Below are 15,531 nucleotides of genomic sequence, written 5' to 3'. Positions count from 1 at the left end.
GAAATAAAATATGGATATCAAATCAGAAGTTATCGAAATTATTGATGAGTTGTTTATGGAAGATGTTTCTGACATGATGGATGAAGATCTTTTTGATGCAGGTGTCTTGGATAGCATGGGCACGGTTGAGTTGATTGTGGAGATTGAAAACCGTTTTGACATTCGCGTCCCTGTAACAGAGTTTGGTCGCGACGACTGGAATACAGCCAATAAAATCATAGCTGGCATTGTGGAGCTACAAAATGCTTAAACGCTTATGGATGATCTTCGGACCGGTCTTGATAGCTGGCTTGTTGGTTATTTTGGTTATATGCTATTATCCTGCAAGTATTAGACATGACATTGTATCTGAAAAGCATTCGGCAGCTTCTGTTACTGCAGAAAGTTTTAGAGAACGAAATCAAAAATCAAAAGCTTTGTCTGATACTTCTATCCGATTTATACCTTTCTTTGGTTCAAGTGAGTGGCTTCGTTTTGATGGTGCTCATCCTGCAGTATTGGCTGAGAAATACAATCGCTCCTATCGTCCTTATCTTTTAGGACAGAGTGGAGCTGCATCGCTAAACCAGTATTTTGGAATGCAACAGATGTTGCCAGAAATAGAGAATAAGCAAGTCGTATTTGTTATATCTCCCCAATGGTTTACAGAAAAAGATTATGAATCTGCAGTATTTCAATCGTATTTTAATAGTGACCAATTAACTTCCTTTTTAGAAAATCAATCAGGAGATATTAGTAGTCAGCATGCATCTAAGAGATTATTAAAACAGTTTCCAAATGTATCAATGAAAGATATAATACAAAAAATTGCTAATAATGAGTCTCTTTCAGAGTTCGATCATATTCGTATAAAGATTAGCGCTCTAATCAATCAGAAACAAGCAAATTTTTTTGGACAGTTCTCAATCAGACAGTGGTTGAAATATAAAGAACATGTTGATAAATATTTGAATACTATTCCAGACCAGTTTTCTTATCAAAAAATAGAAGATGCTGTCAAAGCAGATGCAGAAAAAAATACTTCTAATAATGAATTTAGTATAGATAATCATTTCTATGATACACAAATCAGAGACTATTTGAAAAAGTTAAAAGGATCACAGACTAGTTATAATTACCTTAAATCATCCGAGTACAGTGACTTGCAGTTAGTTCTAAATCAGTTTGCCAAATCAAAGGTCAATGTAATGTTTGTGATTCCTCCCGTAAATAAAAAATGGATGGATTTTACAGGATTGGATGAAAATATGTACCAACAAACGGTACAGAAGATTCGCTATCAGTTAGAAAGTCAAGGTTTTACCAATATAGCAGATTTTTCTAAAGATGGTGGGGAGCCTTTCTTTATGAAGGATACCATTCACCTTGGTTGGTTGGGTTGGTTAGCTTTTGACAAGGCAGTTGATCCTTTCCTATCCAATCCCACACCAGCTCCGACTTACCATCTGAATGAGCGCTTTTTCAGCAAAGACTGGGCGACATACGATGGAGATGTCAAAGAATTTCAATAAATTGATTCAAGCTTGAATTTTTCAGTTCAGGCTTTTTTGTTAAATTACGAATATTTTAGTAAAAAATATGTTGAAAGTTTCAAAAATTTTGTAAATAGCGTATAATATAGTATGAATGAGAAAAATAAAGGGATTTAAAAATGAATAAACGTTTCTTGTTACCTGTCTTATCGTCAGCCCTATTGGTCCCAGTCTTATTGGCTGGGCATGCTTATGCTGATGAAACGGCTAGTTCTATAGAGAAGTCACCTGCTGTAGTAGCTCCCGCGGCTCCAACAACAGAGTCGGGGACTCCCACACCTACTGTTTCTGAGGAAGCAAAGGAAGCTCCTGTTGAGTCTACTAAAAACGAAGAAAAAGACACCGTTATCTTACACACCAATGATGTTCATGGTCGTATCGTAGAGGAAAAGGGCGTTATTGGAGATGCCAAGCTAGCGACTGTTATCGAGCAGGAACGCGCGAAATCAAATCAAAATACTCTCGTCGTAGATGCTGGAGACGCCTTCCAAGGTTTACCGATTTCCAACTCTACAAAGGGTGAAGCACGCGCCGAAATTCTCAATCAGATGCAGTATGATGCCATGGCAGTAGGAAACCATGAGTTTGACTTTGGTTTAGATGAAGCTAAGAAATACAAGGAAATCTTGAAATTCCCATTACTTAGCTCAAATACCTATGTCAATGGTACCCGTCTCTTTGAATCTTCTACAATCGTTGACAAAGATAAGACTGTGGAAGGTGATGAGTTTGTTGTAATTGGCGTGACAACACCGGAAACAGCTACCAAAACTCACCCTAAAAATGTCAAAGGGGTAACCTTTACAGATCCAATCACAGAGGTGAATAAGGTTATTGAAGAAGTGCAAGCCAAGTCAAGTTCCGAAGGCAAGGACTACAAACACTATGTCGTCCTCGCTCACTTAGGTGTAGATACGACAACACCAGTCGAATGGCGTGGTTCAACTTTGGCAGAAGCCTTGTCTAAAAATCCTCGTTTGAAAGGGAAACGCGTAACAGTAATCGATGTTCACTCTCATACAGTAGAATCAACAACCTATGGGGAAAATGTTACCTATAGCCAGACAGGAAGCTACCTTCATAATGTAGGGAAAATCACCTACAAATCACGCCAGCTTTTGGGAAATCCAACTCAGATTGCGGCTGCTGATGCCAAAAAACTACCATCAAATCCAACAGTTGAAAAACTAGTCAAAGACATTAAACAAAAATACGATGCTGAAAATGCTGTTGAAGTCGTTTCAAACAGCCCTGTAGAACTCAACGGAGATCGTGAAAATGTTCGGGTTCGTGAAACCAACCTCGGAAACGTCGTAGCAGACTCCCTCTATCAGTACGGTCAGACAGGATTTAGCCATCCGACAGACATCGCTGTGACAAATGGTGGTGGCTTGCGTGAAACCATTGCAAAAGGCAAACCGATTACGAAAGGAAATGTCATTGCCGTTCTTCCATTTGGAAATACCATCTCACAAATCCAAGTGACTGGGCAACAAGTTTTGGATATGTTTGAAAAATCACTCGGATCTATCTTGCAGGTCGATAAGGATGGCAAGAAGGTCTTGGATGAGAACGGACAACCATTGCTAGAACCAAGTGGTGGCTTCTTGCAAGTTTCAGGTGTGAAGGTCTACTATGATACTAACTTACCATCAGGCAAACGTGTTTTGGCAATCCAGGTTAAAAATCGCGCGACTAGTCGTTATGAGCTCCTTGATCTCGCAAAAATCTACTATCTCGCAACCAATGATTTCCTAGCTGCAGGAGGCGATGGCTACACTATGTTAGGTGATGCACGAGAAGAAGGTCCTTCTATGGATGCAGCCTTTGAAGAATATTTGAAAACCGCTGATTTGAGTCAGTATGAAAAGATTAATCCAAACTCACGGACGATTTCTGTCGATTCTAAAAACTTTAGTCTACCTACAGAAACTTCTCAAACGGATGCAGCTACAGGTGATGCAAATACTACTGTGAAAGTTTCTTATGAGGTGGCAGGTCAATTTAGCAAGAAGGAAGTCGTTTCAGAAAAAGTTCTTCCAAATACAGGTAGTGAACAATCTATTTTCTTGCTTTTCATGGGAATGGTCGCAGGGTTAGCAGGTATCTTTGTAAGTCGAAAATCACAGCAAAAATAAGTTAAATTTCAAATCTATAGGAGTCTAGGGAAACGTTTTTATAGCTCTTTCCCTTGACTCTTTTTTTGGTTGTGATATAATTAACCAGTAAATAATTTCAAAGAATAGTATTTTCTCTTAAAAAAGAGAAGTCTAAAAGGAAAGGAGTCAAATATGAGACAGCTAGCGAAGGATATCGATGCTTTTTTGAATGAGGTGATTTTGCAGGCAGAAAATCAGCATGAAATCCTAATAGGTCATTGTACTAGCGAGGTGGCCCTGACCAATACCCAGGAGCATATTCTCATGCTCTTGTCAGAGGAATCTTTAACAAATTCAGAATTGGCGCGTCGCCTCAATGTCAGTCAGGCAGCAGTTACCAAGGCCATTAAGTCTTTGGTCAAGGAAGGGATGTTGGAAACATCTAAAGATCCGAAGGATGCGCGTGTGATTTTTTATCAATTGACTGATTTGGCTCGCCCAATTGCTGAGGAGCACCACCATCACCATGAGCATACACTTTTAACCTATGAACAAGTGGCGACTCAGTTTACTCCAAATGAACAAAAAGTGATCCAGCGGTTTTTGACTGCTTTAGTAGGAGAAATCAAATAATGAGATATATTACGGTAGAGGATTTATCCTTCTATTATGATAAGGAGCCCGTTCTTGAACATATCAATTATAGTGTTGATAGTGGGGAATTTGTTACCTTGACGGGGGAGAATGGGGCAGCTAAGACGACACTGATCAAGGCTAGTCTTGGTATCCTCCAACCACGCATTGGCAAGGTGACTATTTCAAAGACAAATACACAGGGTAAGAAATTGAGAATAGCCTACCTTCCTCAACAGATTGCCAGTTTTAATGCGGGTTTTCCAAGTACGGTTTACGAATTTGTCAAGTCGGGTCGTTATCCACGAAAAGGCTGGTTCCGTCGCTTGAATGCTCATGATGAGGAGCATATCAAGGCTAGTCTGGATTCAGTTGGCATGTGGGAACACCGAGACAAACGCTTGGGTTCTCTATCTGGAGGACAAAAGCAGCGAGCGGTGATCGCACGTATGTTTGCTTCGGATCCAGATGTGTTTATCCTAGATGAGCCGACAACGGGGATGGATGCAGGAAGTAAAAACGAATTTTACGAACTCATGCACCACAGCGCCCATCATCATGGCAAGGCTGTTTTGATGATTACTCATGACCCTGAAGAAGTTAAGGACTATGCGGACCGCAATATTCATCTAGTCCGTAACCAAGACTCGCCATGGCGTTGTTTCAACGTTCATGAGAATGATCAGGAGGTGGGCCATGCTTAGTTTGTTATCTTATGACTTTATGCAACGTGCCTTTCTGGCCGTTATTGCCATGAGTCTTTTCTCGCCAGTATTGGGGACCTTCCTTATCTTGCGCCGTCAGAGTTTGATGAGTGATACCCTCAGCCACGTCTCACTTTCAGGTGTAGCCTTTGGTCTGGTACTAGGGATTTCTCCGACTATTTCCACTATTGCTATTGTCTTGATTGCGGCGGTCTTTCTGGAGTATCTCCGTACGGTTTACAAGAGCTTTATGGAAATCGGGACAGCTATCCTCATGTCAACGGGTCTGGCTGTTTCTCTGATTGTCATGAGCAAGGGTAAAAGCTCGAGTTCTATGAGTTTGGACCAGTATCTTTTTGGTTCAATCGTGACTATCAGCGAAGAGCAGGTTATTTCCCTCTTTGTCATTGCGGCGGTTGTTTTGATTTTGACCTTCCTCTTCCTTCGTCCGATGTACATTTTGACCTTTGATGAGGATACGGCCTTTGTGGATGGCTTGCCAGTTCGTACCATGTCCATTCTTTTTAACATGGTGACGGGGGTGGCCATTGCCCTTATGATTCCAGCTGCGGGAGCTCTTCTGGTATCGACCATTATGGTCTTGCCAGCCAGTATTGCCCTGCGTCTCGGGAAAAACTTTAAATCGGTTATGCTGCTTGCCAGTGCTATTGGATTTTTGGGAATGGTAGCAGGACTTTACATTTCCTACTATGCAGAAACACCTGCAAGTGCAAGTATTACCATTATTTTTGTAACTGTCTTTTTACTTATTAGTTTAGTAAGACGTTTTATCAAATAGGAGACTAACGTGAAAAAAATTAGCTTATTGTTCGCCAGTCTATGTGCCTTGTTTTTAGTGGCTTGTTCCAATCAAAAGCAGGCAGATGGCAAACTAAATATTGTGACAACCTTTTACCCTGTCTATGAATTTACCAAGCAAGTCGCAGGAGATACTGCTAATGTAGAACTCCTCATCGGTGCTGGTACAGAACCCCATGAATATGAACCGTCTGCCAAGGCAGTTGCCAAAATCCAAGACGCAGATACCTTCGTTTATGAAAATGAAAACATGGAAACATGGGTCCCTAAATTGCTAGATACTTTGGATAAGAAAAAGGTCAAAACCATCAAGGCGACAGGCGATATGTTGCTTTTGCCAGGTGGTGAGGAAGAAGAGGGAGACCATGACCATGGAGAAGAAGGCCATCACCATGAGTACGATCCCCATGTTTGGTTATCACCAGTTCGTGCCGTTAAACTTGTAGAGCACATCCGTGATAGCTTATCAGCAGATTATCCTGATAAAAAAGAGACCTTTGAAAAGAATGCTGCTGCCTATATCGAAAAATTGCAAGCCTTGGATAAGGCTTATGCAGAAGGCTTGTCTCAAGCCAAACAAAAGAGCTTTGTGACTCAACACGCAGCCTTTAACTATCTTGCCTTGGACTATGGACTCAAACAAGTCGCAATCTCAGGTCTCTCTCCAGATGCAGAACCATCAGCTGCTCGCTTGGCAGAATTGACAGAGTATGTCAAGAAAAATAAAATTGCCTATATCTACTTTGAAGAAAATGCTTCTCAAGCCCTTGCTAACACACTTTCAAAAGAGGCAGGTGTCAAAACAGATGTCCTTAATCCTTTAGAAAGTCTGACAGAAGAGGATACCAAGGCTGGAGAAAACTACATTTCCGTTATGGAGAAAAACCTCAAGGCTCTAAAACAAACAACGGACCAAGAAGGCCCAGCAATTGAGCCCGAAAAGGCAGAGGATACTAAGACAGTTCAAAATGGTTACTTTGAGGATGCAGACGTTAAGGACCGCACTTTGAGTGACTATGCAGGTAACTGGCAATCAGTTTATCCTTTCCTTGAAGATGGCACGTTGGATCAAGTCTTTGACTACAAGGCTAAGTTGACTGGTAAGATGACTCAGGCTGAGTACAAGGCTTACTATACAAAAGGCTACCAGACAGATGTGACTAAGATTAACATTACTGATAATACTATGGAATTTGTTCAAGGTGGACAAAGTAAGAAATTCACCTACAAGTATGTTGGAAAGAAAATCTTGACTTATAAGAAAGGAAATCGTGGCGTGCGCTTCCTCTTTGAAGCGACAGATGCGGATGCTGGACAATTCAAGTATGTTCAGTTTAGTGACCATAATATCGCCCCAGTTAAGGCAGAACATTTCCATATCTTCTTTGGAGGCACAAGCCAAGAAGCCCTCTTTGAAGAAATGGATAACTGGCCAACCTATTACCCAGATAACCTATCTGGTCAAGAAATCGCCCAAGAAATGTTGGCGCATTGATGAGAATCAAAGGATAGCTTTGTATGAGGCTATCCTTTTTAGTTACAAAATAGATGGTTAACATTTTATTTTTAAAAATCGCAGTAAAAACTGCACAGCCTTCTTTAAATGTGCTATAATACAGGAAAATAATGATGGAGGTCACGATAATGGCAACATTTTTGATGATTTTTGTGGTGGTTTGTGTGCTCCTATTGGTGATAGTCACACTGAGTACAGTTTATGTGGTTCGTCAGCAGTCGGTGGCGATTATTGAACGCTTTGGGAAATACCAAAAGGTTGCCAATAGCGGTATTCATATTCGCTTGCCTTTTGGGATTGACTCGATTGCAGCGCGGATTCAGTTGCGCTTGTTGCAAAGCGATATTGTGGTTGAGACTAAGACCAAGGACAATGTGTTCGTTATGATGAATGTAGCGACTCAGTACCGTGTCAATGAGCAGAGCGTGACAGATGCCTACTATAAACTCATGCGTCCAGAATCTCAGATTAAATCTTATATCGAAGACGCTCTTCGCTCTTCTGTTCCAAAATTAACCTTGGATGAATTGTTTGAGAAAAAAGATGAGATTGCCCTTGAAGTCCAACACCAAGTAGCAGAAGAAATGACTACTTATGGTTATATTATCGTGAAAACCTTGATAACCAAGGTTGAACCAGATGCAGAAGTTAAGCAATCCATGAATGAAATCAATGCGGCGCAACGTAAGCGGGTGGCAGCGCAAGAATTGGCGGAAGCTGACAAGATTAAAATTGTCACTGCAGCTGAAGCCGAAGCAGAAAAAGACCGCCTTCATGGTGTGGGGATTGCCCAACAACGTAAGGCGATTGTGGATGGGTTGGCAGAGTCTATCACCGAACTCAAGGAAGCCAATGTTGGTATGACAGAAGAGCAAATCATGTCCATTCTTTTGACCAACCAGTATTTGGATACCTTGAATACCTTTGCCTCTAAAGGAAATCAGACTATCTTTTTACCAAATACGCCAAATGGTGTGGATGATATCCGTACACAAATCTTGTCAGCCCTTCGTGCTGAGAAGAAATAATAGACTAAAGAGCCTGGAGTCAGGCTCTTTTTGTATTACCCTTGTAGCTTTGAGGATTAAAATCTTCCTCCACAAATTATAGAATCTTTTCTGAGTATTTAGGGAGTGATGGAGGAAGTCTTGAAAGCGCTTTTGTTTTGTGCTATAGTCAAGTAAAACGAGTCGTTTAAAGAGGAATGCTTGTATGAGAAGAGAAGAAGTTTTACGAAATCACTGGTTTTTTAGCCAGGAGATGGGTAAAGAAGAGGCCTTATCGTCGGATTTTCATAGAGAAAATTGGCAGGCTATTCAAGTGCCACATGACTGGAGTATTTACAATGATTTTGACCAGTATTCGCCAGCGCAAAATGAGGGTGGTCAGTTAAACGGGGGTCAGGCTTGGTACCGGACGCAGTTTTACTTGGAAGAAGATGCCAGTCTTGTTTCGGTGCGTTTGCTCTTTGACGGGGTTTACATGAATGCCCAAGTCTATATCAACGGGCAAGTGCTGGGCTATTATCCCAATGGCTATACACCCTTTTCTTATGATATCACGCCTTATCTAAGAAATGATGGGACGGTCAATCAGCTTGCGGTTTTTGTCGACAATCAGCAACCTAGCAGTCGTTGGTACTCTGGTAGCGGTATTTACCGAGAAGTGAAGTTGTTGATTACAGATGCAGTTCATCTGGATTTGTATGGGACTACGATAGCGAGTCCCAAGCTAAAGGAACAAAGGCAATCTTGGGTGGAAACCCAGCTTGAAAGCAAGGTTTCAAATGATGGGCCTCAGTCCGTGTCGGTGTATTTGGAGCAGAGTATCTGGTATGATGGACAACAGCTGTCAGACTGGCAGGCGACAGATTCTGTAGTGATTGAGTCTGGGGACAAACATTCTTTCCAACAAGCAATATCAATTTTTCAACCCTTACTTTGGGATATTGACTATCCTCAACTTTACCAATTGAAGACTCGTCTTTATAAAAATGGCGTCTTGGTTGATGAAGGAGAGGAGACTTTTGGTTACCGCTATATGGATTGGCATGCGGATAAGGGCTTCTTTCTAAATGGTCGCTGGTTGAAGATTCATGGGGTTTGTCTGCACCATGACTATGGAGCGTTGGGAGCTGTGGAAAACAGGTCAGCTGCTGAGAGACGCTTTCGCCAGATGAAGGAAATGGGTGTCAATGCGATTCGAATTACCCATAATCCAGCTAGTAGTATCTTACTAGATATAGCCACCAAAATGGGGCTACTCATCCAAGAAGAAGCCTTTGATACCTGGTATGGAGGCAAGAAAGAATATGACTATGGTCGTTTTTTTGAGGAAGAAGCGACTCATCCAGAAGCGAAAGCAGGTGATTTCTGGTCGGATTACGATTTGCGTACCATGATTGAGCGTGGTAAGAACAATCCGGCAATCTTTATGTGGTCCTTAGGAAATGAAGTCAGTGAAGCAAATGGAGATGCTCATTCATTGAAGACGATCAAACGATTGCTAGAAAGGGTTAAGGAGATTGATGATAGCCGTTTTGTGACCATGGGAATGGATCAGTTCCGATTTGGAGATGGTTCTGGAGGTCATGAAAAGATTGCTGATTTGTTGGATGTGGTGGGCTTGAATTACTCAGAAGATAATATTGATGGGATTCGCAAAAGACATCCCAAGTGGCGACTTTATGGGTCTGAAACCTCATCGGCTACACGGACGCGTGACAGCTATTTTCGCCCAGCTAAGGAATGGGTTGGGGATAATCGCCACGTGCGGAATTTTGAACAGTCAGACTATGGTAATGATCGAGTTCCTTGGGGGAAGACAGCGACAGCTTCTTGGATAGCAGATAGAAATCGGCTAGATTACGCAGGTCAGTTTATTTGGACAGGAGTGGACTATATCGGTGAGCCGACCCCTTGGCACAATCAAAATGACACACCTGTCAAGAGTTCTTATTTTGGGATCGTGGATACAGCAGGGATTCCTAAAAATGACTATTATCTCTATCAAAGTCAGTGGTTGGACCTAGATCAGCATCCCATGGTTCATATCCTGCCCCACTGGAATTGGGAAATCCACAAGAGTTATCAACAAGTTGTGGATAAGTATGGGGATATCCCTGTTCGAGTGTATTCAAATGCTGGTTCAGTAGAGCTATTTCTCAATGGAAAATCTCAAGGTAGGAAGACTTTTCAGGAAAAATGGACTTCAGACGGTCGAAAATACCAAGAGGGAGAAGGTTCTGACCAACTCTATCTCGAATGGCGCTTGGCTTATCAACCAGGAGAATTGCATGCTGTAGCCTATGACCGTCAAGGTCAGATTGTAGCAGAAGATAGGGTGGTGACTGCAGGTAAGCCAGCCAAAATCGGGTTACATGCCGATAAATCACAACTGGAGCCAGATGGGCAAGATCTCCTTTATCTCTATTTTGATGTATTGGACCAAGCTGGAAATTGGGTGCCGAGTGCTTTCAATCAGCTTCATTTTGAAATTGAAGGCCCTGCTCGTATTGTAGGTGTGGACAACGGCAGGCAGGCCAGTCGTGAACGTTATCAGGCTCAGAAAAATGGTCGGTTTAAGAGGAAGGCCTTCCATGGCAGAGGTGTACTTTTGGTTCAGAGCTTGGAGCAGGCAGGCCAAGTAAGAGTAAAGGCCAGTGCCAGAGGGCTAGAGACAGCAAGTTTTGATCTCTTAGTGGGAGAGGCTTTTGATTGCCAGCCAGTGAAAAATCAGCGCTTATTTGAGATTCGAGTGGATAAGCAGGCCGGATTACAAGAAGGGGATTCCCCAGCTATTGGACTTTATCCACAAACTGTGGATAACCCTGTGAACAAGGTGGGGAATAGTGAAGTGATTTGGGAGATGAGTGGTAGTGCCCAGGCCATTATAAATCAGGGAGTGCTTCATTGTTTGTCTGCTGGCGACTTGGCTATCCGAGCCATGTATCAAGGCAAAACCTATCAAACTCATTTGCAGGTCGCAGAAAATACCTCACTAGGGCAGGCAGTTTCTGCACGACCACTTCGCTTGTATACAAATAAGGGAACTTATCCACAGCTTCCATCTTCAGTTTTGGTGGACTATGAGTTTGGCGGTGCAAAACGAGTCAAGGTTGTCTGGGAGGAAATTCCTAAAGAAGATTTGGAAAAATTTCATGAATTTACGGTATCTGGTCAGCTGGAAGGGCTGGATTTAAAGGCTTCTGCTCAGGTTTGTGTCCAAGGGATTTGCGCTATTGAGCCTGAAAGGGTTTGGACGCTTGTTAAGGAAGCCCCACATTTACCAGACCGAGTCAAGCTAGTCTTATCAGATGGCAGACGAGATACGACCAAGGTGACTTGGGATGAACTCAATCCTCAAGTCTATGCTCAGGTAGGAAAATATGTGCTCACAGGGCAAGTAGCGGGCTGTGAGTTGCCAGCAACAGTCACCATTCATGTGACAGATGCCAGTGTAGATGGGGAAGTTATTTCCAATCAGTGGACAGGATCTAACCTGCCTCTGGTCTTTGCTTCCCACTCAGAACCGAATCATCCAGCCTCTTACCTCAATGACAAGGTTATTGCTAGGAAGAAATCGACAGCCAATACTTGGATTACCAAGTCAGAGCAGGCTAGCGTCGGTATTCTGTTTGGAGATGCAGGGATTTTAAAACCGCGATTTGTGGATAACCTGACCGTGTATTATGTTGAAAATCAAGACTATGTGGCGGTGGAGCCAAGCTTTATTGATTATTACATAGGGAATGAGCCTAGCCTGCTTCGGACTCCCAACCATTTGGATAAGGATTCCCTGCTCAAGCAAGAGCAGAATTGGCGCCCTGTATCAGCTATCCGAAAAGTGTCAAGCGACAAGGATGAGGAGCTTCGTTTTGAATTTGACAAGGTGGAAACCTATGCCCTTCGGCTTCGATTTGAAGGCTTGACTAGTCCCCTAGCCTTAACAGAATTGCAAGTACATGCCAAAAAAGTAAAGAAAAATGTAGATAGGAAGTAATATGGTAAGAGAAATAAAACCGCATGGGCCCTTGCCTAGTCAGACCCAGCTAGCTTATTTAGAGGATGAACTAGCAGCCTTTATCCATTTTGGCCCAAATACCTTTTATGATCAGGAATGGGGGACAGGTCAGGAAGATCCTGAACGCTTTAATCCGACAAGGTTAGATGCGCGTGAGTGGGTTCGCGTGCTCAAGGAAACGGGCTTTAAAAAGTTGATTTTGGTGGTCAAGCACCATGACGGCTTTGTCCTTTATCCGACGGCTCACACAGATTATTCGGTCAAGGCCAGTCCTTGGAGGAATGGAGAGGGGGACTTGCTCCTTGAAGTATCCCAAGCTGCCACGGAGTTTGATATGGATATGGGGGTCTACCTATCGCCTTGGGATGCCCACAGTCCTCTCTATCATGTGGAGCGAGAAGCGGACTATAATGCCTATTATCTGGCTCAGCTGAAGGAAATCTTATCAAATCCTGCCTATGGAAATGGAGGGAAATTTGCTGAGGTCTGGATGGATGGTGCCAGAGGAGAGGGCGCTCAAAAGGTCAATTATGAATTTGAGAAATGGTTTGAAACCATTCGTGAGCTACAGGGAGATTGCTTGATTTTTTCAACAGAAGGCACCAGTATCCGCTGGATTGGCAATGAACGAGGGTATGCAGGTGATCCACTGTGGCAAAAGGTGAATTCTGACAAACTAGGAACAGAAGCAGAGCTGGACTATCTTCAGCATGGAGATCCCTCAGGTACGATTTTTTCAATCGGAGAGGCAGATGTTTCCATCCGGCCAGGTTGGTTTTACCATGAGGACCAGGATTCTAAGTCTCTTGAGGAGTTGGTCGAAATCTATTTTCACTCAGTGGGGAGAGGAACCCCGCTCCTACTTAATATTCCGCCGAATCAAGCTGGGCTATTTGATGCAAAGGATATTGAACGACTTTATGAATTTGCTGCCTATCGCAATGAGCTCTATAAAGAAGATTTGGCTCTGGGAGCTGAGGTATTTGGTCCAGCTCTTTCCGCAGACTTCGCTTGTCACCATCTGACAGATGGTCTTGAGACCAGCTCTTGGGCAAGTGATGTAGGCTTGCCCATCCAGTTAGAACTCGACTTAGGTTCTCCTAAAACTTTTGATGTAATTGAGTTAAGAGAAGATTTGAAGCTAGGGCAACGAATCGCTGCTTTTCATGTGCAAGTAGAGATGGATGGCGTCTGGCAAGAATTTGGTACAGGCTTTACAGTTGGTCATAAGCGTCTCCTGCGAGGTCCGCTAGTAGAGGCACAGAAGGTGCGCGTGATGATTACCGAGGCGCAATCTAAGCCTGTATTGACCAAGATTTCACTCTATAAAACTCCGAGGTTATCACAAAAAGTAGTTGTTCAGGGGCTAGCATTTGTAGAAAAAAGTCTAGCTGTGACAAAGGGAGAGACTCTTCATTTTAGGATTGAACGTAGCGAAAGTAGTACTCCTTTAGAGACTAAGATTTCGATCCAACCGGGGACAGGTGTCCATGGTGTCGCCTATCAGGACGAAATTCAAGTCCTTCAATTCCAAGCTGGGGAAAGCAAAAAAGACCTGACCATACCAACCCTGTATTTTGCTGCCGACAAGACCTTGGATTTCTATCTGAATCTGACTGTTGATGGACAGCTGGTTGATCAAGCTCATATTTTAGTTGAAACGAGATAAAATATCTTCACAATTCATTTCCTTTTCGAATAAATAGATAGAACCATCGAATCTAGCAAAATTAGATTTAAAAATATGGTATAATAGAAGGAGGAAATGGATGATTTTAAGACATCCGGGTATCAGCCCGACCAATGATTTGGTTGCTAAGAAAATCTTTAGCAATCCAGAAATCACTTGTCAATTTATTCGTGATATGTTGGATTTACCAGCCAAAAATGTGACCATTTTGGAGGGAAGTAACATTCATGTCTTGCCTTCCCTGCCCTACTCGGCGCAGAATTTCTACACTAGTATAGACGTCTTGGCGGAGTTGGATAATGGGACGCAAGTTATTATTGAGATTCAGGTACATCATCAGAATTTTTTCATCAATCGCCTATGGGCTTATCTATGTAGTCAGATCAATCAAAACCTAGAAAAAATTCGCCAGCAAGAAGGAAATACTCACCAGAGTTACAAACACATTGCACCAGTATACGCTATCGCAATCGTAGATAGCAACTACTTCTCAGATGACTTGGCTTTTCATAGCTTTAGTATGCGAGAGGATACGACAGGTGAGGTTTTAACAATTACAAACAACGGTCAGGAAAACCATCTAGTCAAGATGGCGTTCTTGGAATTAAAAAAATATAGAGAAACCAGCAAAGATAGCATTCGCAAACCGTGGTTGGAGTTTTTCGGGAATAAGCCCTTTACCCAAGAACCTGAGCGAGCCATCAGCCAAGCAGATCAACTGCTAGACTACAAGAGCTGGTCTGAGGAGGACAGGAAGATGTTTAGTCAACTACGTATGTGCGAAGAACAAGCATTGTTAGCACAAGACTATGCTTTGGAACAAGCTGAAGAAAAAGGTTTAGAACGTGGGAAAATTTTTACCTTTCTAGATTTAGTACGCCAACATGTTCTAACTTCCGAATTTGCGAGTGAGCAATTAGGCATGACCGTGGCTGAGTTTGAGGCGCTATTGAAAGACTATCACAAATAATGGTCAAGAAAATCATCTGGTCAAGATGGCATTCTTGGAATTAAAAAAATACAGAGAAACCAGCAAAGATAGCATTCGCAAACCGTGGTTGGAGTTTTTCGGGAATAAACCCTTTACCCAGCAACCTGAGCGAGCCATCAGCCAAGCAGACCAACTGCTAGACTATAAGAGCTGGTCCGAGGAGGACAGGAAGATGTTTAGTCAACTACGTATGCGCGAAGAACAAGCCTTGTTAGCACAGGACTATGCCTTGGAACAAGCTGAAGAAAAGGGCTTAGAACGTGGTCGAGCAGAGGGTATCGAAGAGGGATTAAAAGTAGGCTTAGTAAATCTAGTCAGCCAAGGTCTTTTGACTTCTGAAGTTGCCAGTCAACAGCTAGGTATGTCAGTCGCTGAGTTCGAGGCCTTGTTGTAAGTAGAAAGTGATGACATGTTACCGAAATGAGGTAGCATGTTTTATTTTTGGTTCATATGTTTTACGAATAATTTTTTCTTATGCCGTACAAAAGTAATTTGTTTCACCCTTCAAACTTATTTATTTTTCTA

The 15,531-nt window shown here is 42.5% G+C and carries 11 protein-coding genes and 1 pseudogene; all 12 read left to right on the top strand.

Annotation, left to right across the window (positions count from 1 at the left end):
* Positions 1–10 precede the first annotated feature (10 nt).
* The gene (gene dltC / locus QM818_RS01565) at positions 11–250 is read left to right on the top strand and encodes a D-alanine--poly(phosphoribitol) ligase subunit DltC (RefSeq protein ID WP_000351967.1); all 240 of its coding nucleotides are present in this window, start codon (positions 11–13) and stop codon (positions 248–250) included.
* On the top strand, positions 243–1,511 hold the full coding sequence (gene dltD / locus QM818_RS01560; protein WP_084928023.1) for a D-alanyl-lipoteichoic acid biosynthesis protein DltD: 1,269 nt from the start codon (positions 243–245) through the stop codon (positions 1,509–1,511). The genes dltC and dltD overlap by 8 nt, the downstream gene beginning before the upstream one ends.
* Before the next feature lie 140 nt (positions 1,512–1,651).
* On the top strand, positions 1,652–3,670 hold the full coding sequence (nt5e, locus tag QM818_RS01555; RefSeq protein ID WP_084928022.1) for a cell surface ecto-5'-nucleotidase Nt5e: 2,019 nt from the start codon (positions 1,652–1,654) through the stop codon (positions 3,668–3,670).
* A 153-nt stretch (positions 3,671–3,823) separates the two neighbouring features.
* Positions 3,824–4,264, top strand: coding sequence for a zinc-dependent transcriptional regulator AdcR (gene adcR / locus QM818_RS01550; protein ID WP_001249308.1), 441 nt, complete (start codon positions 3,824–3,826; stop codon positions 4,262–4,264).
* Positions 4,264–4,968: a metal ABC transporter ATP-binding protein gene (locus QM818_RS01545; RefSeq protein ID WP_001269496.1), complete on the top strand. Its 705-nt coding sequence runs from the start codon at positions 4,264–4,266 to the stop codon at positions 4,966–4,968. Before adcR ends, QM818_RS01545 begins: the two co-directional genes overlap by 1 nt.
* Positions 4,961–5,767 (top strand): metal ABC transporter permease, encoded by an 807-nt coding sequence (locus QM818_RS01540; protein WP_000950030.1) that lies wholly within the window; start codon positions 4,961–4,963, stop codon positions 5,765–5,767. Before QM818_RS01545 ends, QM818_RS01540 begins: the two co-directional genes overlap by 8 nt.
* 9 nt (positions 5,768–5,776) lie before the next feature.
* Positions 5,777–7,282 (top strand): zinc ABC transporter substrate-binding lipoprotein AdcA, encoded by a 1,506-nt coding sequence (gene adcA, locus QM818_RS01535; protein WP_229294435.1) that lies wholly within the window; start codon positions 5,777–5,779, stop codon positions 7,280–7,282.
* Between the two features lie 164 nt (positions 7,283–7,446).
* Entirely contained in the window at positions 7,447–8,331 is an 885-nt protein-coding gene (locus tag QM818_RS01530) for an SPFH domain-containing protein (RefSeq protein ID WP_004235732.1), read from the top strand.
* Positions 8,332–8,515: 184 nt separating this feature from the next.
* Positions 8,516–12,304, top strand: a complete 3,789-nt coding sequence (locus QM818_RS01525) for an Ig-like domain-containing protein (protein WP_414299828.1) — start codon at positions 8,516–8,518, stop codon at positions 12,302–12,304.
* A 1-nt stretch (position 12,305) separates the two neighbouring features.
* Positions 12,306–13,994, top strand: coding sequence for an alpha-L-fucosidase (locus QM818_RS01520; protein ID WP_414299827.1), 1,689 nt, complete (start codon positions 12,306–12,308; stop codon positions 13,992–13,994).
* A 100-nt stretch (positions 13,995–14,094) separates the two neighbouring features.
* Positions 14,095–14,985 (top strand): Rpn family recombination-promoting nuclease/putative transposase, encoded by an 891-nt coding sequence (locus QM818_RS01515; protein ID WP_049551162.1) that lies wholly within the window; start codon positions 14,095–14,097, stop codon positions 14,983–14,985.
* Positions 14,972–15,400, top strand: a pseudogene (locus QM818_RS01510) (Rpn family recombination-promoting nuclease/putative transposase); the annotation flags it as partial. The gene QM818_RS01515 and the pseudogene QM818_RS01510, both read left to right, overlap by 14 nt.
* Positions 15,401–15,531: the final 131 nt, after the last annotated feature.

The sequence above is a fragment of the Streptococcus mitis genome, from assembly GCF_047464035.1.
Taxonomy (GTDB): Bacteria; Bacillota; Bacilli; order Lactobacillales; family Streptococcaceae; genus Streptococcus; species Streptococcus mitis_DX.
The sequence above is the reverse complement of the archived record's forward strand: the minus strand, read 5'-3'. Positions and strand labels throughout refer to the sequence as shown.

Excerpts from the sequence above, each read along its gene's own strand:
- adcR (WP_001249308.1), top strand. The coding sequence starts at position 3,824 with ATGAGACAGCTAGCGAAGGATATCGATGCTTTTTTGAATGAGGTGATT.
- QM818_RS01525 (WP_414299828.1), top strand. The coding sequence starts at position 8,516 with ATGAGAAGAGAAGAAGTTTTACGAAATCACTGGTTTTTTAGCCAGGAG.
- QM818_RS01545 (WP_001269496.1), top strand. The coding sequence starts at position 4,264 with ATGAGATATATTACGGTAGAGGATTTATCCTTCTATTATGATAAGGAG.
- QM818_RS01515 (WP_049551162.1), top strand. The coding sequence starts at position 14,095 with ATGATTTTAAGACATCCGGGTATCAGCCCGACCAATGATTTGGTTGCT.
- dltD (WP_084928023.1), top strand. The coding sequence starts at position 243 with ATGCTTAAACGCTTATGGATGATCTTCGGACCGGTCTTGATAGCTGGC.
- QM818_RS01540 (WP_000950030.1), top strand. The coding sequence starts at position 4,961 with ATGCTTAGTTTGTTATCTTATGACTTTATGCAACGTGCCTTTCTGGCC.
- nt5e (WP_084928022.1), top strand. The coding sequence starts at position 1,652 with ATGAATAAACGTTTCTTGTTACCTGTCTTATCGTCAGCCCTATTGGTC.
- QM818_RS01530 (WP_004235732.1), top strand. The coding sequence starts at position 7,447 with ATGATTTTTGTGGTGGTTTGTGTGCTCCTATTGGTGATAGTCACACTG.
- QM818_RS01520 (WP_414299827.1), top strand. The coding sequence starts at position 12,306 with ATGGTAAGAGAAATAAAACCGCATGGGCCCTTGCCTAGTCAGACCCAG.
- dltC (WP_000351967.1), top strand. The coding sequence starts at position 11 with ATGGATATCAAATCAGAAGTTATCGAAATTATTGATGAGTTGTTTATG.